At 49.5% G+C, this 24,635-nt stretch carries 19 protein-coding genes and 3 tRNA genes; 10 read left to right on the top strand and 12 right to left on the bottom strand.

Translation table 11 applies throughout. The features are described from left to right. Window positions 1–52 precede the first annotated feature (52 nt). From raiA to QCB44_RS01720, 3 genes are all read left to right on the top strand, one after another. Window positions 53–379 (top strand): ribosome-associated translation inhibitor RaiA, encoded by a 327-nt coding sequence (raiA, locus tag QCB44_RS01730; RefSeq protein WP_279407604.1) that lies wholly within the window; start codon window positions 53–55, stop codon window positions 377–379. Between the two features lie 176 nt (window positions 380–555). Further along, window positions 556–1,914, top strand: a complete 1,359-nt coding sequence (gene mgtE / locus QCB44_RS01725) for a magnesium transporter (protein WP_279407603.1) — start codon at window positions 556–558, stop codon at window positions 1,912–1,914. Window positions 1,915–2,081: 167 nt separating this feature from the next. Beyond that, the gene (locus QCB44_RS01720) at window positions 2,082–2,738 is read left to right on the top strand and encodes an OmpA family protein (RefSeq protein ID WP_279407602.1); all 657 of its coding nucleotides are present in this window, start codon (window positions 2,082–2,084) and stop codon (window positions 2,736–2,738) included. Window positions 2,739–2,845: 107 nt separating this feature from the next. Here the strand turns inward: QCB44_RS01720 and QCB44_RS01715 are convergent, their stop codons facing one another. The 7 genes from QCB44_RS01715 to QCB44_RS01685 all read right to left on the bottom strand — a co-directional run bounded on the left by QCB44_RS01715 (window position 2,846) and on the right by QCB44_RS01685 (window position 12,622). Continuing rightward, window positions 2,846–4,426 (bottom strand): peptide chain release factor 3, encoded by a 1,581-nt coding sequence (locus QCB44_RS01715; RefSeq protein WP_279407601.1) that lies wholly within the window; start codon window positions 4,424–4,426, stop codon window positions 2,846–2,848. Between the two features lie 256 nt (window positions 4,427–4,682). Further along, window positions 4,683–5,708: a protein translocase subunit SecF gene (gene secF, locus QCB44_RS01710; RefSeq protein WP_279407600.1), complete on the bottom strand. Its 1,026-nt coding sequence runs from the start codon at window positions 5,706–5,708 to the stop codon at window positions 4,683–4,685. 9 nt (window positions 5,709–5,717) lie between these two features. Further along, entirely contained in the window at window positions 5,718–7,601 is a 1,884-nt protein-coding gene (gene secD / locus QCB44_RS01705; protein ID WP_279407599.1) for a protein translocase subunit SecD, read from the bottom strand. An 86-nt stretch (window positions 7,602–7,687) separates the two neighbouring features. Continuing rightward, the gene (gene yajC, locus QCB44_RS01700; protein WP_279407598.1) at window positions 7,688–8,017 is read right to left on the bottom strand and encodes a preprotein translocase subunit YajC; all 330 of its coding nucleotides are present in this window, start codon (window positions 8,015–8,017) and stop codon (window positions 7,688–7,690) included. A gap of 322 nt (window positions 8,018–8,339) precedes the next feature. Beyond that, the gene (tgt, locus tag QCB44_RS01695; protein WP_279407597.1) at window positions 8,340–9,452 is read right to left on the bottom strand and encodes a tRNA guanosine(34) transglycosylase Tgt; all 1,113 of its coding nucleotides are present in this window, start codon (window positions 9,450–9,452) and stop codon (window positions 8,340–8,342) included. Window positions 9,453–9,519: 67 nt separating this feature from the next. Further along, complete coding sequence (gene queA / locus QCB44_RS01690; RefSeq protein ID WP_279407596.1) at window positions 9,520–10,572, bottom strand: tRNA preQ1(34) S-adenosylmethionine ribosyltransferase-isomerase QueA; 1,053 nt, start codon at window positions 10,570–10,572, stop codon at window positions 9,520–9,522. Between the two features lie 118 nt (window positions 10,573–10,690). Continuing rightward, the gene (locus QCB44_RS01685) at window positions 10,691–12,622 is read right to left on the bottom strand and encodes a bifunctional diguanylate cyclase/phosphodiesterase (protein ID WP_279407595.1); all 1,932 of its coding nucleotides are present in this window, start codon (window positions 12,620–12,622) and stop codon (window positions 10,691–10,693) included. Between the two features lie 309 nt (window positions 12,623–12,931). Here QCB44_RS01685 and QCB44_RS01680 point away from each other — a divergent pair. The 4 genes from QCB44_RS01680 to QCB44_RS01665 all read left to right on the top strand — a co-directional run bounded on the left by QCB44_RS01680 (window position 12,932) and on the right by QCB44_RS01665 (window position 14,900). Continuing rightward, window positions 12,932–13,018, top strand: a tRNA-Leu gene (locus QCB44_RS01680). A 4-nt stretch (window positions 13,019–13,022) separates the two neighbouring features. Further along, window positions 13,023–13,099 (top strand) — tRNA-Val (locus tag QCB44_RS01675). A 210-nt stretch (window positions 13,100–13,309) separates the two neighbouring features. Continuing rightward, window positions 13,310–14,668 carry a diguanylate cyclase gene (locus tag QCB44_RS01670; protein WP_279407594.1) on the top strand — a complete coding sequence of 453 codons (1,359 nt, stop codon included), beginning with the start codon at window positions 13,310–13,312 and terminating at the stop codon, window positions 14,666–14,668. A 156-nt stretch (window positions 14,669–14,824) separates the two neighbouring features. Beyond that, window positions 14,825–14,900 (top strand) — tRNA-Asn (locus QCB44_RS01665). An 84-nt stretch (window positions 14,901–14,984) separates the two neighbouring features. On the opposite strand, the gene QCB44_RS01660 is transcribed toward QCB44_RS01665, so the two are convergent. Beyond that, the gene (locus QCB44_RS01660; RefSeq protein WP_279407593.1) at window positions 14,985–15,581 is read right to left on the bottom strand and encodes a Spy/CpxP family protein refolding chaperone; all 597 of its coding nucleotides are present in this window, start codon (window positions 15,579–15,581) and stop codon (window positions 14,985–14,987) included. A 381-nt stretch (window positions 15,582–15,962) separates the two neighbouring features. On the opposite strand from QCB44_RS01660, the gene rlmJ reads away from it, so the two are divergent. Next, the gene (gene rlmJ / locus QCB44_RS01655) at window positions 15,963–16,829 is read left to right on the top strand and encodes a 23S rRNA (adenine(2030)-N(6))-methyltransferase RlmJ (protein WP_279407592.1); all 867 of its coding nucleotides are present in this window, start codon (window positions 15,963–15,965) and stop codon (window positions 16,827–16,829) included. Window positions 16,830–16,910: 81 nt separating this feature from the next. On the opposite strand, the gene lptG is transcribed toward rlmJ, so the two are convergent. Both lptG and lptF read right to left on the bottom strand, forming a co-directional pair. Further along, window positions 16,911–18,041 carry an LPS export ABC transporter permease LptG gene (lptG, locus tag QCB44_RS01650; RefSeq protein WP_279407591.1) on the bottom strand — a complete coding sequence of 377 codons (1,131 nt, stop codon included), beginning with the start codon at window positions 18,039–18,041 and terminating at the stop codon, window positions 16,911–16,913. Then, complete coding sequence (lptF, locus tag QCB44_RS01645) at window positions 18,038–19,138, bottom strand: LPS export ABC transporter permease LptF (RefSeq protein WP_279407590.1); 1,101 nt, start codon at window positions 19,136–19,138, stop codon at window positions 18,038–18,040. The genes lptG and lptF overlap by 4 nt, the downstream gene beginning before the upstream one ends. A 292-nt stretch (window positions 19,139–19,430) precedes the next feature. On the opposite strand from lptF, the gene QCB44_RS01640 reads away from it, so the two are divergent. Further along, on the top strand, window positions 19,431–20,921 hold the full coding sequence (locus QCB44_RS01640; protein ID WP_279407589.1) for a leucyl aminopeptidase: 1,491 nt from the start codon (window positions 19,431–19,433) through the stop codon (window positions 20,919–20,921). A gap of 41 nt (window positions 20,922–20,962) precedes the next feature. Continuing rightward, window positions 20,963–21,418, top strand: coding sequence for a DNA polymerase III subunit chi (locus tag QCB44_RS01635; RefSeq protein WP_279407588.1), 456 nt, complete (start codon window positions 20,963–20,965; stop codon window positions 21,416–21,418). Between the two features lie 57 nt (window positions 21,419–21,475). Here the strand turns inward: QCB44_RS01635 and QCB44_RS01630 are convergent, their stop codons facing one another. Both QCB44_RS01630 and QCB44_RS01625 read right to left on the bottom strand, forming a co-directional pair. After that, window positions 21,476–23,512: a GGDEF domain-containing protein gene (locus QCB44_RS01630; RefSeq protein ID WP_279407587.1), complete on the bottom strand. Its 2,037-nt coding sequence runs from the start codon at window positions 23,510–23,512 to the stop codon at window positions 21,476–21,478. After that, a complete protein-coding gene (locus QCB44_RS01625) occupies window positions 23,509–24,525 on the bottom strand; it encodes an ABC transporter substrate-binding protein (RefSeq protein WP_279407586.1) in 1,017 nt (338 codons plus the stop codon). The genes QCB44_RS01630 and QCB44_RS01625 overlap by 4 nt, the downstream gene beginning before the upstream one ends. Between the last annotated feature and the right edge of the window lie 110 nt (window positions 24,526–24,635).

Here is a 24,635-nt window from a genome sequence, read left to right as displayed (position 1 = left end):
CTTTTTCAAGGAATTTCATCATCGCATGACACAAGAAGAAAGGAGCGATAAAATGCAAATCAATATTACTGGTCACCACGTAGAAGTCACCGATGCATTGCGTGATTACGTCACTGAAAAAATGAGCAAATTAGAACGTCACTTCGACCATGTCACCAACGTTCACGTCATTCTGACTGTAGAAAAACAAAATCAAAAAGCGGAAGCGACCGTTCACGTCTCTGGTACAGATCTATTTGCCCAACACGATACAGATGACATGTACGCCTCTATTGACGGTTTGATCGACAAATTGGATCGTCAAATCATCAAACATAAAGAAAAAATCGGTGATCACAAACAAAAATCTGGCGGTGTTAAAAACATGGCGGAAGCCTAAGTCAGAGGTGAGCGATCATTAACCTTTCTGAAAACGCCCTTTTGGGCGTTTTTTTATGCCTTAAAATGACAAGAAAACCGTTTATAGATGCTCTTTTTCATTAACTTGCCATATTCCCCTGCTAAAATAATAAAAATTTATTCCTAACCGGCAACCAAAATCACACAGGAGGCACTATGACACAAAGCACCACTGTCACAGATAAGACCCTAATTACTCAACAGATTCTGGCTGCCGTTCAGGAAGAAAATCAAGATAAAATCATTGAGCTCAGCGTCCACCTTGTCGCTGAAGACATCGCCGAAATTCTTGAATCCATGCCGCCTAAAGGGCGTCACTTTCTATGGGACGTGTTGAATGCGGACATTCAAGGGGAAATCCTCGCGCATACCAACGATGAAGTTCGAGCCAGCCTGCTTGAGCAGCTTGCCCCCCATGAACTGACCGAAATCACCGAAAACTTAGAAACCGATGACATTACCGACATCGCCCAGTCCCTGAGTGAAGAAGGTCAACAGACCCTGTTGGAATCTCTCGATGAGGAAGAGCGCTCAGCGGTGGAAATGGCCCTCTCCTATCCGGAAGATACCGCCGGTGGTTTGATGAGTACCGATTTCATCGCCGTCCGTGCCGACATCACTCTCGATGTCGTGCTGCGCTACCTGCGCAAACTTGGCGAATTGCCACGTTCCACTGTCGATCTATTCGTGCGGGACCGTGAAGAGCATTATGTCGGCACACTTAAACTGGATGCCTTGTTAACCCACGACCCGGATACACTGGTTTCCGATCTCGTCGATAGCCAACAGCCGACCATCAAAGCCTTTACCCCGGAAAAAGAGGTCGCTCAACTGTTCGAAAAACACGATTTGATCGCGATTGCCGTCGTCAACGACAGCAATAAAATCCTTGGCCGCATCACCATCGATGACGTCGTCGACATCATCCGTGAAGAAGGTGAACACGCGCAAATGGCCAGCGCGGGTCTGAATGAAGATGAGGACATCTTCGCCCCAGCAACACGTTCTGCCAAGCGTCGTACCTTCTGGCTTGGCATCAATCTATTGACCGCCATTTTCGCCTCCATCGTCATCGGCCTGTTTGACGCGTCGATTGAAAAGATCGTTGCCTTAGCCGTCTTGATGCCAATCATCGCCAGCATGGGCGGGATTGCGGGCACGCAAACCGCGACCATCGTCATTCGTGCTTTGGCCACCGGAAAACTTGGAGCACAAAACAGCCGCTCGCTGCTGATTAAAGAAACCACCGTCGGCGCGTTAAATGGCCTGATCTGGGCCGTGCTTACCGGGATTGCCGTACTTATCTGGTTCCAGGACTGGGCTCTTAGCCTGATCTTCGCCTCCGCACTCATGATTAACCTGGTCGCAGCCGCACTCGCCGGTGCGACCATCCCGCTCGTCCTGCAACGCATGCGCATTGATCCGGCACTGGCCTCCGGCTTGATGCTGACGACCGTCACCGACTCCCTGGGCTTCTTCGTGTTCCTTGGCTTGGCGACGATCGTCTTACTGTAAAAAAACCAGCAGACCTGTTCCGTTTTAATGGTGACGATAGGCTTTAAATATCTTTGAGATTGCTGCAAACCACTTGAATTAATTCGCAAACTGTCTATAAATAGAGTTAAATTGATTAACGACCTCAAAATATGCCAACGTCGGCATCTTACTTAATGGAGCAGGTTATGAAAAAATCAGCACTAGCCACTTTGGCCGTCACCTCTTTAGCACTTTCAACGCTCATGCTTAACGGTTGCTCAAGCAGCCCATATAAAACAGCTGAAGAACGCGAACAAGAGAAAAACATCCTAACCGGTGCGGCCGTCATCGGCGGCATCCTTGCAGCCAATGCGCTTGGTGTCGACAACAACGTCGGCAAGGTCGCTATCGGGGCGATTACCGGGGTAACCGCACGAGCGGTGTACAGCGAAATCTACAAAGATACCGCCAGTGATCCCAACACTCAGGTAGACGCGGTCAAAATCGGCAATCAAGAGTACATCCAGGTCAACGTGCAAAATGTTAACTTCCGCTCAGGTTCTGCCGACTTGGAGCCTTATGAACTGTCGCGTTTAACGCCGGTGATCAATGCCCTGAACAACCACCCTAACACCATTGTGCATATTGAAGGGCATACAGACTCCGACGGTTCCAGAGCTTATAACCAGCAGCTTTCAGAAAACCGTGCAAAAGGGGTGGCTTTGCATCTGATGAACAACGGCATCGCCAGTAACCGCATTAAAACTTACGGTTACGGTGAAGACCGCCCGATTGCCAGCAACGATACGACGGAAGGCAAACGCCAAAACCGCCGTGTTACCTTCCTGATCAGCGAAATCTAATGCAAACGACAAACCGAACAGGCCTGTTTGGTTTGTAACAGCGACCCATAAAAAAGCCCTGCAACACAGGTGTATTGCAGGGCTTTTTTATTAGCGTTATCTGTCGATCAGTGTTCGCGGGTCGCAACGAATTGCAAATTCGGCCAACGCTCTTCGATCAGAGACAGATTGACGCGTGTCGGCGCAATATAAACCAGCTGATCCGCGGCGTCATAAGCGACATTGTCCCGCACCTTATCCAGGAACTTATCGATTTCCGCTTTCTCGCCGATGACCCAACGCGCCGTATTGACGTTAACCGGCTCAAAAATGCAGCTCACGTTGTATTCGTCTTTAAGACGCTGCGCCACCACCTCAAACTGCAAAATCCCAACCGCGCCCAGAATCAGGTCGTTATTGGCAATCGGGCGGAACAACTGTGTTGCCCCCTCTTCCGAAAGCTGGGTCAACCCTTTCTGCAGCGCTTTCATTTTCATCGGATCTTTCAGCTGGGCGCGACGGAACAGCTCCGGCGCAAAGTTCGGAATTCCGGTAAACTTCAACTCCTCACCTTGGGTAAAGGTATCCCCGATCTTGATGGTGCCATGGTTGTGCAAACCAATGATATCGCCCGCATAGGCTTCTTCCGCCTGCTCGCGCTTATTGGCCAAAAAGGTAATTGCTTTGGAAATTTTCACATCCTTACCGATACGCACCTGCTTGAGCTTCATCCCCGCTTCGTATTTACCGGAGACAATGCGCATAAAGGCGACACGGTCACGATGTTGCGGATCCATATTCGCCTGAATCTTGAACACAAAACCAGTCAGCTTATCCTCATTGGCTTCGACAAAACGGGTTTCCGTTTCACGTCCATGCGGCGGTGGCGCATACATGGCAAATCCGTCCAGCAATTCCTGCAAACCAAAGTTGTTCACCGCCGAACCGAAAAAGACCGGGGTCAACTCGCCTTGCAAAAATGCATCCAGATCAAACTCGTGACTGGCGCCGCGCACCAGTTCAATTTCCTCACGCAGCTCTTCGGCCTGGGACCCAAGTACTTCGTCCAAACGCGGATTATCCAGCCCTTCAATCAACTCCCCTTCCGAAGCACGCTGGCCGTCGGCTTGTGCAAACAAACGCACGGTATCATTGTACAGATGATAAATACCCTTAAAGCGTTTGCCCATGCCGATCGGCCAAGTCATCGGCGCGCAGGCGATTTTGAGCACATCTTCCACTTCGTCCAGCAGGTCGATCGGTTCCTTCCCTTCTCGGTCAAGCTTATTGATAAAGGTCAAAATCGGCGTGGTACGCAGACGGCAGACTTCCATCAGCTTGATGGTACGATCCTCAACCCCTTTGGCGACGTCGATCACCATCAACGCCGAATCCACCGCGGTCAATACACGGTAAGTATCTTCGGAGAAATCCTCGTGCCCCGGAGTATCCAACAGGTTCATCATCACCTCTTTATAGGGGAACTGCATCACCGATGAAGCCACCGAAATCCCGCGCTCCTGCTCCATCTTCATCCAGTCTGAGGTGGCCCCACGGTCGGTCTTACGGCTTTTAACCGCACCCGCCATCTGAATTGCGCCGCCGTATAACAACAGCTTCTCGGTAACGGTGGTCTTCCCTGCATCCGGGTGAGAGATAATCGCAAACGTGCGTCGCTTGCTGATTTCCAATAGATTTGAATTGGACATGAAACTTCTATCTTCTTTGGTTCAACCAGGCCTGTTAACAATACAGTTCGACAGTGAAATCCCAGACCTGGATATTGGGGTTACTACAAAAATGGCGTTATTGTCGCTTAAAATCCCTTAATAAACAACGAACAACCTAATTTTAGAGACAAAATACAAACCGTAACCTAGAGCGATTAAAATAAAAAAGCCGCTTAAGAGTTAAGCGGCTTAACGTAACGACGCAACCTTTGATGTTACCCCGTTTTATTTCAAATCACTCTTCGGCGTTTTGTCTTTGTGCCTTCGCGATTTCTCGCGCTTCGCGACGCGCTTCCTGCTCCAGGAAAATGCGCTGCAATTCAGCCTCTTCCGCCTCTTTATCACCTTCTTCCTTAGGTGCTTTCATCAAGTCTTCTTTTGACACACCTAGCATCAACGCCACAGCGCTTGCGACATAAGTGGAGGAGTAAGTCCCAACGACCACCCCGACAATCAACGCCAGAGCAAATCCGTAGATAATTTCGCCTCCCAGGAAGAACAGTGCCAGCAATACCAACAAAGTCGTCAGCGAGGTCATAATGGTACGGGCCAGCATCTGGTTGACGGCGACATTGGTCACTTCGACCGGTTCACCTTCACGCATGGTACGGAAATTTTCACGCACCCGGTCAAATACGACAATGGTATCGTTGAGCGAGTAACCGATGACCGCCAGAATCGCGGCCAATACGGTCAGATCAAACTGAACCTGCGTCCAGGCAAATACCCCCAAGGTAATGATAACATCGTGGATCAACGCCGCGACCGACCCCACAGAGAAACGCCACTCAAAACGCAACGCAACATAAATCAGCACCCCAATCAGCGCATAAAGCACCGCCAAAGCCCCGTCTTCAGTCAACTCATCCCCTACCTGAGGGCCGACGAACTCCACACGACGCAACTCGATTCCGTTCTCCGTACTCGCCTTTAACGCGTCCATTACCTGATTACTCAACTGCGCCGAGTTCAAGCCTTCACGCGGAGCGATGCGAATCAGAACGTCGGTGGCCGAACCAAAGTGCTGCGCCACTGCTTCGTCATAACCGGCATTTGCCAAGTCGCTACGCACTTCCTTAAGATCGACTGCTTGCGGATACGCCACCTCAATCAGGGTTCCGCCGGTAAAATCAATCCCAAAATTCAATCCCTTCATCCATAAACCGACAAAGGAACCGACAATCATCAACAGGGACAACGCCATCGCCAGATGACGTTGCCCCATAAAATTAATCTGCTTTTCCATGGTTGTTTCGCTCATCTGAACCTCCTAAATCGACAGCTTTTCAACACGCTTATTGCCATACATCAAATTGATGATGGCGCGCGTGCCTAAAATGGCGGTAAACATTGAGGTCAGAATCCCGATCGACAAGGTAATGGCAAAGCCTTTGATCGGCCCGGTTCCAAAACTGAACAGAACAATCGCCGCCAATAGGGTTGTGATATTGGCATCGGCAATGGTCACAAATGCCTTTTCATACCCCGCATAAATGGCCGTCTGAATCGAGCTGTTTTTCAACTCTTCGCGAATTCGCTCGAAGATCAACACATTGGCATCCACCGCCATCCCCACTGTCAATACGATCCCGGCGATCCCCGGCAAGGTCAAAGTCGCTTGCAGCATCGACAATACCGCAACAATAATCACCAGGTTCAACGTCAGCGCCAGGTTAGCCACCATGCCGAAAGTTTTATAGCGCCACACCATGACGATCAACACCAGAATAAAACCGACAATCACCGACATGAAACCTTGGTCGATGTTTTCTTGACCCAAGCTTGGCCCAACAGTACGTTCTTCCACAATCTCCATTGGTGCGGCCAAGGCACCGGCACGCAGCAGCAACGCCAAGTCTTGCGCTTCCTGCGGTGAATCCAAACCGGTAATCTGGAAACGGTTGGCGAACTGGCCGCGAATCACGGCCGCATTGATCACGTCCTTGGTGGTAATGCGCTTTTTCAGTTTCTCGCCATTTTGCTCAATGGTTTCCACACGGTTTTCAATGTATACCACCGCCATGCGGTTACCAACGTTCTTCTTGGTGGTCGCCAACATCTTGCGCCCACCGGCACCATCCAGGGTCACATTTACCATGGCCGAGCCCTGTTCAGGGTCAATCCCCGACTGGGCATTAATGACGTTTTCACCGCTGACAATGACGCTGCGCTGCAACAGCAAAGGCGTGCCGTCACGGAATTTATACAACTTGGCACCATGCGGTGCATAACCGGTCTCTTCGGCACGGTATGGGTCACCACGTTCTTCCACCAGGCGGAATTCCAATGTCGCCGTCGCGCCCAAAATCTCCTTGGCACGCGCCGTATCCTGCACCCCAGGAAGCTGAACGACGATACGGCGTTCACCTTGCTGTTGAATCACAGGTTCGGCCACCCCCAATTCATTGATACGGTTACGCAAGGTGGTGATGTTTTGCTGCAGAGCAAACTTTTTGGTTTCGGCGATACTGCTTGGCGACAATTTTAGCGCCACCAATGGCGTAGCCGTTTCCTGGTTCGCCACCGCTTTCAGCTCTTCGCCAAACTGATTTTGCAATACCTTTTGTCCCGCCTGCATGCTGTCAACATCGCGAAACTTAACCAATAACTGCTCGTTTTCATAATCCGCACTTAAGTAACGCACCTTGTTTTCACGCAACGCACCTTTGACTTCGTCTTCATAACGCAAATAGGCTTTTTCAACCGCAGCGTCCATATCCACATCCATCAGGAAATGTACCCCGCCGCGCAGATCCAGCCCCAGATACATGGGCTGAGCCCCCATGGCACGCAAAAACTCCGGCGTAGCCGGAGCCAAGTTCAGCGCCACCACCGCACTGCGCCCCAATGCATCCTTAAGCAACGATTTGGCTTTAAGCTGATCTTCGGTATTATCAAAGCGAATCAAAAAGCGACCTTCTGCAAACTCTGACGACTTCACCGCCAGATTAGCCTGCGTCAGAATCTGATCGATCTGTTGACGCGTGTCCTCATCAAATGTCACGGATTTGGCCGGAGAGACCTGAACGGCCGGATCATCCCCAAATAGATTGGGCATGGCATAAATCAAACCGATCACGGTAACCACCACCAACAACAGGTATTTCCATGCCGGATAGCGGTTTGCAATCACTTTTTGCTGTGTTTGGAACATATTGAAATTCCGAATTTAAAAGATTAAAACCAAGGTTATGAAACGACAAAAGGGGCTGTCCGCCCCTTTCGTTACTCTTAAATCGCTTATTCGCCTTTCATGGTGCCTTTTGGCAGAAGGCGCGCAACGTTTTGACGTTCAACCTTCACAATAACGTCATCAGCAATTTCTAGATCACAGAAGTTTTCATCCAGCTCGCGGACTTTACCCAATAAACCGCCGTAAGTGACCACTTCATCGCCTTTTTTAATCGCCGCGACCAAAGCTTTGTGCTCTTTAACTTTTTTCTGTTGAGGACGAATCAACAAGAAATAAAACACCAAAAACAGTAGAACCAGCGGAATCAATCCTTCCCAACCGCCGCCTTGTGCTGCTGCCGTTCCTTCTGCCATCGCGTCACTGATGAAAAAGCTCATAATTTTCTCCTAATTCTGGAGACCTTTGCACGAGTCAGGACGTAGGTAGAAAAAGTGGAAAAATTCGCCGATTTAAGACAAAAACGCAGGTAATAGCAGGCTATTGCCCAGTTTTTTAACGAAAATCGGTGGATTTTAACCTTTTCAGCCATGGCATTGGCTCGTACAAAGGTCTCTTCTTATCAATAAGCTGTAATAAAACCTGTGTATTGTGGCACAGGAAAAATGAAAAATCTGCTAAAAATCACCTAAAAGAGCGGGCCTGTTGATTTTTTTCTACAAATCCAAAACTCAGCAGGCCTGCTATGCAACTTTAACGACCTTAAAGCGCCGGAACCGGCTGACCGATTCCCGCATAAAACGCCTCAACAAATGCATCCAAACGATTGCCGGCAATGGCATCACGCAGCCCTTTCATTAAGGTCTGATAATAGTGCAAATTATGAATGGTGTTCAAACGCGCGCCCTGAATTTCATGGCACTTGTCCAAGTGATGCAGATACGAGCGGGTATAGTTTTGGCAGGTATAGCAGTCGCAATTCGGATCGAGTGGTTCCAAACTGGTTTTATGCTTGGCATTGCGGATTTTCACCACGCCTTCCGAAGTAAACAGGAACCCGTTGCGCGCATTGCGTGTCGGGATCACGCAGTCAAACATATCAATCCCGCGACGCACCGCCTCAACAATATCTTCCGGCTTACCCACCCCCATGAGATAGCGCGGCTTGTCCTTCGGCATATGCGGCTCGGTGTAATCCAATGTCGCCATCATCTCTTCTTTGGGTTCGCCGACCGACAGGCCGCCGATCGCATAGCCGTCAAAACCGATCTCCTTGAGCTTTTCGATCGACTCGCGGCGCAAATCTTCATACATGCCGCCCTGGACAATGCCAAACAGTGCAGAAGGGTTATCGCCGTGCGCAATTTTGGAACGCTTCGCCCAACGCAACGACAACTGCATCGACTCATTCGCGACTTCGTGACTCGCCGGGTACGGGGTACACTCATCAAAAATCATCACGATATCGGATCCCAACTTGCGCTGAATTTCCATGGATTCTTCCGGCCCCATAAAAATTTTGGCCCCGTCTACCGGACTGCTGAACGTCACCCCTTCTTCTTTGATTTTACGCATCTTGCCCAGGCTGAACACTTGAAACCCGCCGGAATCGGTCAGGATCGGACCTTCCCAGTGGGTAAAGTCATGCAGGTCACCGTGCAACTCGATAATGTCAGTACCCGGACGCAAGGCCAGATGAAAGGTATTACCAAGAATAATCTGCGCGCCGGTCGCTTTGACCTCTTCCGGCGTCATCCCTTTGACGGAACCGTAAGTTCCCACAGGCATAAACGCCGGCGTCTCCACCACGCCGCGCTCAAACTTCAAGCGCCCTCGGCGGGCTCGCCCATCGGTATTATCTAATTCAAATTCCATGTTTTATTCCATTGCTCATCGGGTTGGAACAGGCCTGCTCAGTTGGTACGGCCTGCTTGTATTTTATCTATTTGGATTTCGGCAAAATCAGCATGGCATCACCATAGCTGAAAAAGCGATACTGCTGCTGCACCGCATGTCGATACGCGTTCATAGTGTGCTCATAGCCTGCCAAAGCGGAGACCAGCATAATCAGTGTGGATTCAGGCAGATGAAAATTGGTCAGCAGACCGTCCACCTGTTTAAATTGATAGCCTGGGGTAATGAAAATATCGGTTTCACCCCGGCACGCCTTTAACGGGCCATCGCCACTCATCAAGGCCGCACTTTCCAAACAGCGAACACTGGTCGTGCCCACGGCAAACACCCGCCCGCCTTTTGACCGGGCCTGCTCAATTTGCTGAACCAGCGGTTCATCGACTTCAAAATATTCCGAGTGCATAACATGTTCGGAAATATCGTCGACCTGCACCGGCTTGAAGGTCCCCGCCCCCACATGCAACGTCACGAAGCCTAAATCGACCCCTTTATCGGCAATCTCCTGTAACAGCGCTTCATCAAAATGCAAACCCGCGGTGGGAGCCGCTACTGCTCCAGGCTTAGCCGAATACACCGTTTGATAACGCTCTTTGTCTTCTTCTTGATCTTGCTGGCGTTCGATGTACGGCGGCAACGGCATATGACCATGCGTTTCTATCAGCTCCAAGGCATTTTTATCCGCCAACACTTTAACGATAAACAGAGCGTCTTGACGCCCGACGACTTCCACATCAAAGGCGTTTTCAATCGTCAGCACCGCGCCTTGTTTCGGCGACTTGCTGGAACGGATATGGGTCAAAAGGGTTTGATCATCGATCACCCGCTCAATCAGCAATTCAATTTTGCCGCCTGTGGCTTTTTGCCCGAACAGGCGGGCCGGAATCACCTTGGTGTTGTTGAACACCAATAAATCATTTGGGCGCAGATAATTGAGCAGGTCGGGGAACTGCCGATCGGTCACACTTTGTTCGGTCGGCTGCGCAGGATCAAGCACCAGCAGGCGGCTGCCACGGCGCTCTTTGGCTGGCTGTTGAGCAATCAATGCGTCGGGGAGTTCAAAGAAAAAATCTTGTCGTTTCACGAGAGGTTATACCGAAGGGAACGGTCCCTTCTTCGGCTTCCTTAAATAAAGCCGTGTATTTTCGCCGAATTTACTCGATCTTTCAAGCCGTTAGCGATAGGAACACCTCACTCCACGGCTATTGCAATGAGGCTCCTCGAGGAATATAACTGTCGCCGCCACCGATATGGCTTAGCGAAATGTGTTCCGGCTCAACTGGACGGCTGAACAAATAGCCCTGGCCAATATCACACCCCAGTTCGGCGAGCAGTTTACGCTGCTCCTCGGTTTCAATCCCTTCAGCCACCACCACCAGATTCAGGTCGTGCGCCAGATTGATAATGGAACGCGCGATGGCGTATTGGCGTTCATCTTCCAGGATATTAACCACAAAAGCACGATCCACTTTAAGCGTATCGAGCGGAAACATGGTCAAATAGTGCAATGAGGCAAAACCGGTTCCAAAATCGTCCAAAGCAATCGAAAAGCCTTCAGATTTCAGCATTTGCACCTTTTCAATACTGCGCTCAATATTATTCAAAAGAACGGTTTCGGTTAATTCAATCTGCACGGATCTCGGATCAATTCCCAGACGTTTAAACTGATTAATCGCTTGTGAACAGAAGTTTTCATCCGCAAATTGACGTGCAGAAACGTTGATCGAGTATTTCATCGACACCCCCTGTTCCTGCCACTTCAAAATTTGCCGACCCGCTTGGGAAATCATCACTTCACTGAGAGACCAGATCAACCCCGTCTCTTCCGAAACAGGAATAAACACGGCCGGAGAAGGGGCCTGAGAACCGTCTTGAGTCACCCAACGAGCCAAGACCTCGACCCCAATAGTATGCCCGGTTTTCATGTCCACCAAAGGCTGATAAAACGGCTGAATCAACCCTTCGTTCAGAGCGCTCTTCAGACGGGCCTGCAACCCCACCATGTTCGAGGCGTGTTCCTCCATCTCCTGAGAGAAGAATTTCATCGACAACCCCTGGTTTTTAGCCTGGAACATCGCCGCATCCGCGTTTTTAATCAAAGTTTCCGCATTCAAACCGTCACGCGGATAAACCGCCACCCCAACACTCACACCGACACTAAGACTGTGCCCTTTCACCATAAAAGGTGCTTCTAAGAGTTGATTCATCATCGAAACGCAATCTCGAATTTCGGCCTCAGATACCCCCTCATTCTTGACAATTAAGAACTCATCCCCGCCGAAACGGCTGATCATGCCTTTTTGCGATTGCACACAACTGCTATTAAAACGCTGAGCCACTTGAACCAGTAACTCATCACCAATGGAATGCCCGTAGGCATCATTCACGTATTTAAATCGATTCAAATCGAGAAACATCACCGCAAATTCTTGCCCTTCAATCGCCATCTGGTTTCTACGAATCAAATTCTCCATATAATCTGCAATGTAGCGGCGGTTTGGCAAGTTGGTCAGCGGATCATAAAAACCGATCTTCTTAACCTGATCCTCCTGCAAGCGGCGCTCGGTGACATCGATATTGGTTGAACGCACTGCGATAATTTCACCATGCTCGCCTTGAACCGGGCCGCAAAGATGCTGAATCCACCGCACCTCCCCGGAGCGCGTCACAATGCGGAATTCAATATTTTCCGGATCCCCATTGCCATTCACATTGTGCACATGACCATGCCAAAGATGCAGATCGTCAGGGTGAATAATCATGTCCATAAAGTTCGGCTGATTATAAAAATCCTCCTGGCTGTAGCCAGTAATATCCATAACCGCCGGTGAAACATACTCGTACTTCCCTGAGACCGAACGGATATAGGTGAACTCCAGGGTAAAGTCGACCGCCGCTTTAAATAGCGTGCGCTCCCTGGCGATTTTGGATTTAAGCAGCAAGACCTGTGACAATAGCACGCCTACCAGCAGGGCCGCCAAGACCGGCATAATAAAATAGCTGACCTGCATATCAGACTGAATCTGACTAAACTGAATATAGGCAAACGGCATAATAAACAGCAAGCCTAACAAAAAAGACTTGGTATAAATCAGCAGCAAATCTTTAAATTGAATACTTTTTAGTAACGCCACTTAAAACCACCCCTAGTGCAGCCAACACCTCTTTAGTGTTGTAATTTTTACTTATTATTAATTTTTTGGATAGAGAATTATTAAAAAAACCTTTAGAGAGGTCAAAACACAAATTTTTATCGACACCCTAAAATTGTCAATGCATTCAATCGCTTTAATCACATTCAAGGGATCTTCACTCTATCCTTGCACCCTCATTCGGATTCATTAACACCGACCGCAACAATCTTTAATTTGCCTTTTTAAACAGAAAAGCTCACAGCCTGCTTGACAGCTCTTTTCATTGCTCCTATAATTCGCATCCACTTAGCCAGTGTGGTGAAATTGGTAGACACGTCGGATTCAAAATCCGATGCTAGCGATAGCGTGGCGGTTCGAGTCCGCCCACTGGTACCATTTTACGTCCGTAGCTCAGCTGGTTAGAGCACCACCTTGACATGGTGGGGGTCGGTGGTTCGAATCCACTCGGACGTACCATTCTTTATCCCTATTCCAAAACGTTTCTAAACTCTCCAACCGTTTGATTACGCAGATTGTTGCTGCATAAATTCGCTTTTGCTCTCTTCTATCCGTCTCACTGTACACATCCGACGCCCTAACACCTTTTACCCTGAGCCTTTTGAGGACACTTCCCGATTTATGCGATAATAAAAAATTGCATTTATTAAAAACAGGATCCGTTGTTCTATGCGCTTCCCAAGCATTTTGGAAATCTGCACCCGCGATGTCGTAACCATTTCTGAACAGGCCTCTTTAAAAGAAGCCATTGAGAAGATGATTCAGTCTCAACACCGCAACATCGTTGTCGATGGCGGCCACTACTTCCACATCTTGCTCATAGAAGATGTCATACGTTTCAACCTTAACCAGCACCTCGATACCGCCACCCCTTTAGCCCAGCTTGAGTTAACGCGTTTACCGATGGTTAAAGCCCAAGATAATATTCTTGAGAGCATCCACCTGCTTAAAGATGCGCATGAATATTTTGGCGTGGAAGATGAACAAGGCGATTTTTGCGGCTTGCTCACTCATACCGACCTTATCAACAGCATTGACCCTGAAATCCTCATGGACAACTACGCCATAGGCGACGTTTTACAAAAAAACCGCCGAGATCTCTGGGAATCCGACACCCAGCCCACGCGTTCGATCATTCATAAAATGGGCACCCATAACGCCGACTGCGTGTTGGCACTGAATCCTCAAGGTGGTCTAAGCGGCATATTCACCACTAAAGATGTACTGCACCTGTTCGAGAAACAGTCAGACCTGGAGCAACCGCTGTCGGCCTACATGACACAGCCTGTAGAAACCATTCACAAAAACACCACCGTTAAAGATGCGATTGTCTTTATCAAATCCAAACCCTTTAAACGGGTGATTGTTGTCGACGATGACGGCAAACTCGAAGGCATGATCTTGCAGCGCGATCTCATTGCCATGACCTATAACAAATGGGCTATGCTGATGCGTCAATTTCAAGAAGAACTGCAAGAACTTAACGAACTGCTGGAAAACAAAAACAAGCGCTATCAAGCGCTGGCCTCTACCGATCCGTTAACCGGGCTCTATAACCGCCATAAATTCACCGAAGTGTTTGCCACCGAATTTCTCACTATGAAATCACGTGACAACGCCATGTCCTTGGTCATGATCGACATCGATCATTTCAAACACATCAACGACACCTATGGCCACAACCAAGGCGATCAAGTCCTGGTTGGAGTCGCCCGGCTGATCAAACTCCAGCAACGTCAAGTGGACGTGATTTGTCGCTGGGGTGGCGAAGAATTCCTCATCCTGCTGCCTTCGGCCAATATAGAACAAGCCGGCCAGATTGCAGAAAACCTGCGTAGCAAAATCAAAACCCTGTCGCTGCTGCCGAATCAAACCATTACTGCCAGTTTCGGGGTGACCCAGGTGCATAGCGAAGACACCCTCGAAGAACTGGTTGGCCGAGCCGATATGGCCCTATACGACGCCAAACGAAGCGGACGAGACAAAGTCATCTGCAAGCACTACGGCGATGCTTATCTAGAGCACTAAAACACCAGGCCTGCTCAAAAATAGAGAAAACGTTTGCATTTTCAATACCGTTTAAAAGAAGCGTCATAAAAATGAAAACTTTTTCAAAAAAAGGGTTGCGCACCCTAAAATTTTCCCTATAATACGCACTCATCAAGCGACGAGCTTGGTTACCAATCCCGATTAGTTCAGTTGGTAGAACACCGGACTGTTAATCCGTATGTCGCTGGTTCGAGTCCAGCATCGGGAGCCAAATTCAAAAAGCCAGGTACTTAATCCACCATTGTGGAATTAAGACCTGGCTTTTTTATTATTCAAGTTTATTGATTTTACCCCATCACTCTCCCGGGTAACCGCGGCGTAATGCTTCTCTTTGCTCTTTGGTAAGAATACCCTCCATTTCATTTTGCATTTGCATACGCTCCTTAAATGCTTTGCGCTCAAGATCCCTGACTTTATCGTAGGCACGATCTATCGCTTTGCTGTCACGTCGTTCGGAGTTCAGCAGCCTTTGCAGTCGGTTACGTTCTTGCCAGATTTCACGCATTAAGGGTTCTTGTTTTTTGAAGTGGCGATTACGGATTTGGTCCATCTGTTTGATCTGGGAATCATTGAAATTCAACATACCCGGACCACCATACATCATCCCATAACCAGGGCCCATGCCGTAGCCGTACATCATGCCGTACCCCGGCCCCATACCGTAGCCCTGCATCATGCCGTATCCTGGTCCCACACCATAACCATACATCATGCCATAGCCCGGTCCATACCCGTAACACGGCCCGTAGCCCTGAGAGGGAGTGCCCATAGGTGGCGCTCCCCCCATCATGCCATGGTGATAAGGTCTTTCAAAATCATCCGCCATGGCGTAAGAAAACGTGGAAAACCCAATAATCGATGTCAGCAGCAAGGATTTGATTGACTGATTCATAATTTGCCCCCTTTCTGTGTTTGCAACCAAACTTTTTATAGAGGAGGTTAACTCCAATCTAAAAAGTCAAATCAGAGACGACTTCATCGAAAGAGAAGGGCTTCGATACTTACCGACCTTCAAGAAAACGGCTCTTGAACCGAATTAAGCGGACGCTGTAATCAGGTACAGAAATCAACAAACCTTACGACCCGATCCTTGACCGCATTAGAACAAGTATACTACTCAGCCCAAATAAATACGGCTATCTTCTCTGATACCCTTTTGATTTTGAACCTCTTTTTTGCCAAAGTCAAAAGAGAGCAAATGCACATTTTTGCTTATATTTTGCTAAACAGGCTATAATCCGTTTTTTGCTTCTTGCGGCCGGAGGCCGTGACCATGCTTAGCTATCTGCACTCATTCCATGCCGGCAATTTTGCCGATGTACTCAAACACAGCATTCTGTTGCACTGCTTGAACTACCTCACACAAAAACCGAAACCGTTTCTTTATTTCGATACCCATTCCGGAGCGGGCGGCTTTGAACTCGCCACTGGCGAAGCACAAAAAAACCGTGAATTCGAAAACGGCATTGGCCCCTTATGGAACCGAACAGGCCTGCCGGAAATCGTGGAAAACTATGTACAGACGGTCAAGCGCTTTCAGCTCGAATGCAGCCAAGATTCAAAGCGCTTAACCCACTATCCCGGTTCGCCGTGGTTTGCGGCGCATACGTTACGTGAACACGACCGTTTGACACTGTGTGAACTGCATCCACGCGAATACCAAACCCTGGTAGACAATTTTAAAGGCGACCGCCGCATTACAATGTTTAACCAGGACGGTTTTCAAAAAGCGATTGCCGCCATGCCGCCCAAAGAGCGTCGCGGTTTGATACTGATTGACCCGCCGTACGAAGTCAAAACCGGCAAAGACAACGAGTTCCAGCGCGTGGTTGAAACCCTGAAACAGTGTCATAAACGCTTTGCCACAGGCACCTACGCCATCTGGTATCCGATGGTGCAACGCGGTCAGATCGACAGCCTGCTCAACGCCGTTCAAGCCAGCGGCATCCGCAATATTCAAGTATTTGAACTCGGTCTGGAAGCCGATCATAGCGGTCGCGGTATGACCTCAAGCGGCATGATCATGGTGAACCCGCCATGGACACTATGGAACGAGATGGAAAGTGCGTTGCCCTATTTGGCGGAAACTTTAGCGGGCAAGCAAGGCGTTTATCAGCTGCAACAGCTTGTGGAAGAGTAAGAAGCCAAAAGTTTCACTCACACGGAACAGGCCTGCTCAGATTGATCTGCAATCCGATGCAAATGACAGGCTTGAGCAGGATTAACGCACCCGTTGCAGCCAGAAAACCGAAATCACCAGCATCACCATCGCCGGCACAAACGCCCCGATCACTGCAGGCAGATGGTAAACCACACTGAGATTACCGAACATCTGATTGAGCAGATGAAAGCCCATGCCGATAAGAATGCCGACAAACACCCGCTGCCCCATACTCACTTGACGCTGCGAGCCGAAAATCAGCGGAAACACCAACGCCATCATACTGATCACCACCAGCGGCATCGCCAGTTTGCGCCAGAAAGCGAGCTGATACTCTTCGGCATCCAGCTCATTGGCTTTTAAGAAATCGATATAGGCGTACAAATCCGCCAAACTCATATAACGGGTTTCAATATTCAGGCTTTCCAGCACTTGCGGCTGTAACGGAAAGTCAACTTGACCGGTCGCCAACCTTTGCAGCTTCCAGTCCAATACGGGAACGGCCAACGCAGCTTGCGGAACATTGGCTTCATCATGCGCTACGTCCTGCTGAGAATAAGAGGTAAAACTCAACTCCTGCTGGCGAACCCCCTTGAGCAACCACTGCCCCGCTTCATAAACCGCCTTATTCGCCAACACCACCGTTTCGATTTCACCGTTGCTTTGGGTGTAGATGGTTACCTTGCGCAGCTCGCTGCTGGATACTACCTGGCCGACATGAATATAACGGTTGGGATCCTTAATCCAAAATCCGCTGCCACTGCCTACGGAAAAGCCCTTTTGCAAGGCTTCACTGCGCAGGGTTTTGGCATAGGTTTCACTGCTCGGGGCGACAAACTCGCCCATTAACGCCACCAACAACCACATCAACAGCGCCGTTTTCATCACCCCCCAGAGAATGCGTCCAATCGACCAGCCGGTCACGCGCAAAATCGTCAGCTCGGAGTGGTTCGCCAACGCTCCCAGCCCCATCAAGGCACCGATCAGCAAAGCCACCGGAAAAATTTCATAGGCATACACCGGCAGTTTCAGCACCGTGTATAACGCCCCTTTCGCCAAGGTATATTGTTCGGTCAATTTGCCAAGCTGAATCATAAACTCGGAAAACCCGAGAATGACCAATAACACCAACAGCACCAACAGCGTATGCGTCAGTACCACTTGCCCCAGATAGCGTTCAGTGCGATTCATGATGTCGCCTCCGTTTTCGCTTTTTGCGGCATCCATTTGCGCAGAGTGTCTCTGACACGGCTCAAGGACAAGGCATACCACAGGAACAGTAGCGGAATCGGCCAGACTCCGATCACCAACGGTATGCCACCATCACTGACCCCGTCACGGGCGGTAATCAACAACTGGTTATAGACGACATACAACACGATCGCGATAAAAAGCTTGGCAAAACGCCCCTCCCTTGGGCCGGTTTTGCTGAGTTTTAAGCCCAACAATCCCAACACCAACACACTGAACGGCACCACAAAGCGCCATTGCAGCAAAGCCTGGTCTTCCAGCTTGTCCGACGCCAGCAGCACCTCGGTTGGTGCCCACATGCCCTTGGCTTTGTGCTTGGTCACCGCCTCAATTTCCGGCAGATAGCCTTCAAAACGTTCAAAGTGCTGCACGGTCAAATTTTCCTGAACCTGATGCAAACCGTCATAACTTTTGCCGTTTAACAACACCAACGCCAGACGCTCGTCAATCCACTCAAAACGTCCTAAAGGTGCCGTCAGAACCAAGTCACGTTCTTTGTCTTGTAGCTGAATCCAGACATCCAGCATCTGACCGTTGGCATCGATTTGCCGTGCATAGAGCACGCCCTTGCCGTTCGGCAGTTCATTGAACTTACCGGAAACCAGTCCGGCAAACGGCGCACTGGTCTGCGCCTCAAGAATCAGATCGGTCTCTTTTTCATAGCTCAACGGCGTCACATACAGGGTGATGGCAGCGGTGAGCAGCACAATCGGCAACAGAAACCAAAACACGATTTTCTGGAAATAGCGCGGGGAGATGCCGCAACTGTTCATTACCACCATTTCGTGATCCTGATAGAGTCGCCCCACCGCCAGCATCACGCTTAACAGTGCCACCAACGGCAGAATCACTTCCAGCGCAGGCGGAATTTTCAGCATCAATACCTGAAACACCACCGAAGAGGGCAACTTGCCTTCCACCGCCAACGCCAGCAGCTTCGTAGTTTCGGTTCCAAAGGTGATCAGCAACAGTACGGCAAGGACGGCCAAAAAGGTCGCAACCAACTCTTTTAATAAATATCGGTCGAGAATTCGCAAAACCGTCCCCTGAAACAGTAAAATGATAAGATTAATGGCATTTTCCCCAGCCGAGGTTGCGGCGTCAATCGATGTAGCACACCGATACCGCTGGAGATCACTTTCAAAGACTCAAAATGCCAAGCAGGCCTGCCGAGTTTGAACTCAGCTTATCGTCGAAAACGGCCTTTGCTTTGCATTATACAAAAACCGCACCGGCAAAGTTTTAATTCACGCATTGATGCGTGTTTTGCCTGCGAAAACAGATAATTTCTGTCCTCCAACATCATGAATAAAGGAAGGCTCAATCAACATGAAACGCATTGCTTTTAGTTTTCACACCCAAACCCGCGATTTCGACACCCTAATCCTGCCGGTTTTTGCCGACGGCCAACTGGCGGAAAACTGCCACGCGCTCGATGGCGCATCGGCGTTGGCGGAACAAGTTGCAGAGTTAAACACAAGCGGCGACTTTGATGGCAAGCCTGGCAAAACCCTGATGCTGATGTCCGGCGCAGGACAGAATCCTAAACGCACGCTCTTGGTTGGCTTGGGCAAAGCCGATGATTTGAGTGTTAAGACCTACTTGACTGCTGTGCGTGCCGCGGCCACCGCCATTGAAAACAGCGGTGCCGAAAACGTCCTGAACGCCTTGGTACTGGTACAACCGACAGCGCATGAATCTCAACAGGCCTGGTCGGTGCGCCAGAACGCACAAATTTTCCAGCAGAGTTTTTACGACTACGCCCATGAAAGCCGCGGCGAACACCACCCTAAAGACCCTAAATTGAATGCCATGGCCTTGGCCTGTGAAGACAACGCCGACAATGAGGCCGCTCTGACTCAAGGCCAGGCCACCGCGTTGGGCATGGCGCTGACCCAAGACTTGGCGAATATGCCGAGCAACTTCTGTACGCCAAGCTATTTGGCAGAAACGGCCGAAGAGCTGGGCAAGACCTACGGTTTTGAAACCCACATTCTGGACCGCGACGAAATGATTCGCATGGGCATGGGCTCTTTTATGGCGGTCGCCCAAGGCACCAATACCCCGCCGAAAATGATCTGCCTTTCCTATAAAGGCGCGGGAGAGGAGGCACCGATTGCCCTGGTGGGGAAAGGGGTCACCTTTGATACCGGCGGGATCTCCTTAAAACCGGGCGCAGCCATGGACGAAATGAAATACGACATGGGCGGTGCGGCCACCGTACTTGGGGTGTTTAAGGCGCTGGGCGAACTCAAGCCTAACATCAATGTGGTCGGCGTGATTCCATCAACGGAAAACATGCCGTCCGGCAACGCGATCAAACCCGGAGATGTGGTCACGTCTCTATCCGGGCAAACCATCGAAATCCTCAACACCGATGCCGAAGGCCGCTTGATTCTGTGTGACGCCCTGACCTATGCCCAGCAGACTTATAAACCAAGCAAAGTCATCGACATGGCCACCCTGACCGGTGCCTGCATCATTGCTTTGGGGCACCACGTTTCCGGACTGATGGCCAACGACCAGGAGTTGGCGGATGCCTTGTTTAAGGCGGGTCAGGAAACCTATGACCGCTTCTGGCAACTGCCTTTAGGCGAAGAGTGGGACGAACAGCTTAAATCCAACTTTGCGGATATGGCCAACATCGGCGGTCGCTCTGCCGGAACCATTACCGCCGGACAGTTCCTGGCACGTTTTACCCAAGACGTTTCCTGGGCTCACTTGGATATCGCCGGCACAGCCTGGGTCAGTGGCGACAAGAAAGGCGCCACCGGGCGTCCAGTGCCTGCGGTGGTCGAATTCCTGTTGAACCAGGCCTGATCAAAACCGAATTTGAGTGTGTTTGCTAGGAACGTTTAATCATGACGGATGCTTCGACCTCTGCTTCCCAATCGTCTCAAGACGTGCTGTTTTATGTGCTCAACAGTACCGAGCCGGAAAAGCGTTCACGCTTTCTGAGCAAACTGCTCAATAAAATTCAGCAAGAACATCGGCGTTGTGACGTGCGTTTTGAAAACGAACAGGAAGCGCAACGCTACGACCTGACTCTGTGGGATTACACCCCGCAGAGTTTTATCGTGCACAGTGTGATGAATGAGTTTCCGGCACCGATCCAGCTCTATGGCGAAACCATCGCCAAACCGTGCCGAGACGTGTTGGTGAACCTGCACCCGAAATTTCCGCAGCAGTTCCAGCACTACCAACGGACTATCGAAATCTTGGATCAAACCGACTATTTGGTGCAAATGGGACGCGAACGCTACAAAGCGTACAAAGCCCAAGGCATCGAACCGACCGTGCATAAAATCGGATTCTGAATCCAAACAAAGCACGAATCCCCTCCACCTCTTCTCGACACATCTATGTGGTGTCTTTTAAGGAAGCCGTTCTTGGGGTTTTCCCGTCAGATAGCCCTGTACCGCATAGCAGTTGTGTGCCTGTAAAAAGGAGAGCTGCTCCTCGGTTTCCACCCCCTCGGAGATCACCTCCAGCCCCAGGTTATGAGCCATATCAATAATGGTTTCAACAATCGCATTACTGTTAATATCCTGATTGATATCGCGCACAAATGACTGGTCCACTTTTAACCGGTCCAAAGGAATTTTTTTCAGATAACTCAATGATGAATATCCGGTTCCGAAATCATCCAGCGCAATGCGAATACCTCTGATTCGAAGGGCTTTCAGTACCGCTATTTTTTCCTCAATATTGTTGATGAGGATATCTTCGGTAATCTCCAACTCGATATGGCGAGACATTTCCGGAAACTGTTGCAGAATCGCATCGAGCTTCTCCAGAAATCGCGGATGGTCCAGCTGAATCGCTGACAAATTAAGCGACAGCGTCGGCACATCATCTGATTGTTGCCGCCGAACCCACTGACAATACGTTTTGAGTGCATTGCGATACATCACTTCCGAAAATTGAATCATCCAGCCGTTTTCCTCAACAATCGGAATAAATTGAGCCGGACTTAACCATCCACCGTCTTTCGCTTTCATTCGTGCCAAAGCTTCGTAGCCGGTGGTATTTCCCGACTGGGTATCAATCTGAGGCTGAAAAAACGCAAACACATGCCCACGCTCAATCTCCTGCTTAATATGAGCCGTCATTTCGAGCAGCCCCGGATCGTTAGGGTCGAACAATTCATGATAAAAATGAAGACTGTTTTTTTCACCGTTCTTGGTGTGGTACATAGCGATATCGGCGGTTTTGATTAACTCGTGAATATCACGTCCGTCCTGAGGGTAGAGTGACACTCCGATACTGGCGCCGCTGAACAGCGACTGCTCGCCAATCATAACCGGCTCTCTTAACAATTCAAGAATCTGTTCGCCCAGCCGCTCCATTTTCGTAACCGGAAAAATATCATGAAAGAGAATACAAAACTCATCGCCGCCGAAACGTGAAAGCATATCCCCCTTACTCAACACCCGTTTCAGGCGCTGCCCAACCACTTTCAAGTACTTATCCCCCACATCGTGCCCCAAAGTGTCGTTAATCACCTTAAAGCGATCCAGGTCAATGAAAAAAATGGCAAATGGCTGCGCCGGATGGAGATCAATCTGATCTTCAACCAATTTAAAAAACTTATACCGGTTATACAAACCGGTCAAAGCGTCTTTTTCAGCCAGTTCAATCAGCTGGTCAGTCTGTTTTTCCAAAGCGGCGGCCATGTTGTCGATGGCTAAGCCAATCTGCTGAAACTCGTCACCGCCTTGCAATCGGATGCGATGACGATAGTCGCCGGAAGCCAAGGTCTGTGCCCCGAAAACGATCTTATTGATCCGACCTTTAATGACCCAATAGAGAAGACTGAAAGCCAAAAAGAAAAACAGCGTATGAAACACACCGGCTTTGATCATTTCCTGCTGAAAATGATAAAGAATATGCTGCCAGCTTCGCTCAAGACTGAAAATGGCATAAAGATAGTAATGTTTGCTTCCCCGGTTTTCCCCCACCTTGAGTGCTTCCAAAGGGAAAACGCCATGTACCTTATGGACATCCTCTTCGTAGTGAACTTTGCCCTGCACGGCGTTATGGAGCTGTCCCTTGAGACTCGCAAATCGGGTATAGCTTTCCGGAAGGCGGTTTTGCCGGAGCTCCGCACGGGTTGCGTAGTAAACCCATCTGTCCGCATCGACAATCGCCAACAGTTCCAGCTCGCGATTTGTGGTCAGCCTCGATACCTCGCGGATCATGGCCAGCTCATTTCCGCGCCGATTGAAGTCGTTAAGTGTTCCCTGCAGCTCCACCAGTCGTTGATTGATCTGTTCAAGCTTGTTCAGCTTAAATGTTTCCATCTGCTCTTTACTGCCGAACCAAAATGAATAGGTGGTAACAAAGCCGCTGCTGAGCGTAGAAACGATTAAAAAAAAGAAAATAATGGGCAGCTTGGAAAAAAGGTTCATTTTGGCAAGAACTCTGTTGTCAGCGCCGTTTTTAGAAGACGATCTCCATAATCATCCCCCTCCTTAACCAGCCCCAAGGCTTGCAAGTTTTCGAGCATTTGCGGCGCTAAATTCAACAAAGGGCTGTTATCCGGGTTCAGCAGGCGCTTATTGGTTGCCACATCCACAAACTGCAACCCGGAAAGGGAACCGATATATTCCTGTGGGGACATTTTGTAACGCTCCGCGGCATGGGTCGCCGCTTGATGCGGATGCTCAGCCTGATACTCAACCGCACGGAACCAGTTCTTCACGATCAGCCTGACTTTTTCCGGTTGCTGCTCGATAATGTCATTTCGCACCACCAGCACATCCAAAATCTCATTCGGGATTTGCGATGAATCGAAAATGACCTTCTTACCCAGCTCGGAAAGCTGGAACTGATAAGGATTAAAGCTGACTGCGGCTTCGACTTCACCGCTTTGAAATTTGTGAACCTGTTCGATTGCATTGGTAGGGATGACATCCACATCAGACATCGTCATCTGGTTTAACTGCAAAGCCCGCTTTAAAACATAAGCCCCCACCGCAGAAGACTCAACCGCAATCGCCTTACCCTTTAACTCGCGTACAGAATCTATCCCCGGATTCGCCATAATGACATCGCCTCCCAAAGACGAATCCATAATCAGAACAATCTTAAGATCGGCCCCGTCTGCGAGCATGTGCAACGCTTCATCCAGGGTAAAGGCCCCCGCTTCCAGATTATGATTTTCAAAAGCCGACATGGCATCGGTATTGGAAAGGTAATCCAGGACATGAACGTTTTGGCCTTCAAAATACCCCAACTGATGAGCCAACACCAGAGGTTCATACCCAGGCCACAACAGCGAACTGATTCGTAGATCCGGCTCAGGCTTTTGCGTACAACCGGCCACACTGGAGACGAGTACAAGGATACTTATACTGGCGACCAAGCTCCACCAAACTCGCTTAAATACAGATAACGTACTATCAGATTGATTCAGCAGCATAATTAACCTAAACCGAAATATATACAGATATTATACAACCATATAAAAGATCATATAAAAGAATGTAACCTTAAAAGTCAATGCATTTTACAAACGCCCCGTCTGCGCGG

This window comes from Thiomicrorhabdus sp. zzn3 (assembly GCF_029767755.1).
In the GTDB taxonomy this organism is placed as follows: domain Bacteria; phylum Pseudomonadota; class Gammaproteobacteria; order Thiomicrospirales; family Thiomicrospiraceae; genus Thiomicrorhabdus.
This window is presented reverse-complemented; position numbering and strand designations above follow the sequence as displayed.

Excerpts from the sequence above, each read along its gene's own strand:
- lptG (WP_279407591.1), bottom strand. The coding sequence starts at position 18,041 with ATGAATCGCACTGAACGCTATCTGGGGCAAGTGGTACTGACGCATACG.
- tgt (WP_279407597.1), bottom strand. The coding sequence starts at position 9,452 with ATGGAATTTGAATTAGATAATACCGATGGGCGAGCCCGCCGAGGGCGC.
- mgtE (WP_279407603.1), top strand. The coding sequence starts at position 556 with ATGACACAAAGCACCACTGTCACAGATAAGACCCTAATTACTCAACAG.
- QCB44_RS01720 (WP_279407602.1), top strand. The coding sequence starts at position 2,082 with ATGAAAAAATCAGCACTAGCCACTTTGGCCGTCACCTCTTTAGCACTT.
- QCB44_RS01625 (WP_279407586.1), bottom strand. The coding sequence starts at position 24,525 with ATGCTGCTGAATCAATCTGATAGTACGTTATCTGTATTTAAGCGAGTT.
- rlmJ (WP_279407592.1), top strand. The coding sequence starts at position 15,963 with ATGCTTAGCTATCTGCACTCATTCCATGCCGGCAATTTTGCCGATGTA.
- secD (WP_279407599.1), bottom strand. The coding sequence starts at position 7,601 with ATGTTCCAAACACAGCAAAAAGTGATTGCAAACCGCTATCCGGCATGG.
- QCB44_RS01670 (WP_279407594.1), top strand. The coding sequence starts at position 13,310 with ATGCGCTTCCCAAGCATTTTGGAAATCTGCACCCGCGATGTCGTAACC.
- raiA (WP_279407604.1), top strand. The coding sequence starts at position 53 with ATGCAAATCAATATTACTGGTCACCACGTAGAAGTCACCGATGCATTG.
- QCB44_RS01635 (WP_279407588.1), top strand. The coding sequence starts at position 20,963 with ATGACGGATGCTTCGACCTCTGCTTCCCAATCGTCTCAAGACGTGCTG.
- QCB44_RS01715 (WP_279407601.1), bottom strand. The coding sequence starts at position 4,426 with ATGTCCAATTCAAATCTATTGGAAATCAGCAAGCGACGCACGTTTGCG.
- QCB44_RS01640 (WP_279407589.1), top strand. The coding sequence starts at position 19,431 with ATGAAACGCATTGCTTTTAGTTTTCACACCCAAACCCGCGATTTCGAC.
- QCB44_RS01630 (WP_279407587.1), bottom strand. The coding sequence starts at position 23,512 with ATGAACCTTTTTTCCAAGCTGCCCATTATTTTCTTTTTTTTAATCGTT.
- yajC (WP_279407598.1), bottom strand. The coding sequence starts at position 8,017 with ATGAGCTTTTTCATCAGTGACGCGATGGCAGAAGGAACGGCAGCAGCA.
- secF (WP_279407600.1), bottom strand. The coding sequence starts at position 5,708 with ATGAGCGAAACAACCATGGAAAAGCAGATTAATTTTATGGGGCAACGT.
- QCB44_RS01660 (WP_279407593.1), bottom strand. The coding sequence starts at position 15,581 with ATGAATCAGTCAATCAAATCCTTGCTGCTGACATCGATTATTGGGTTT.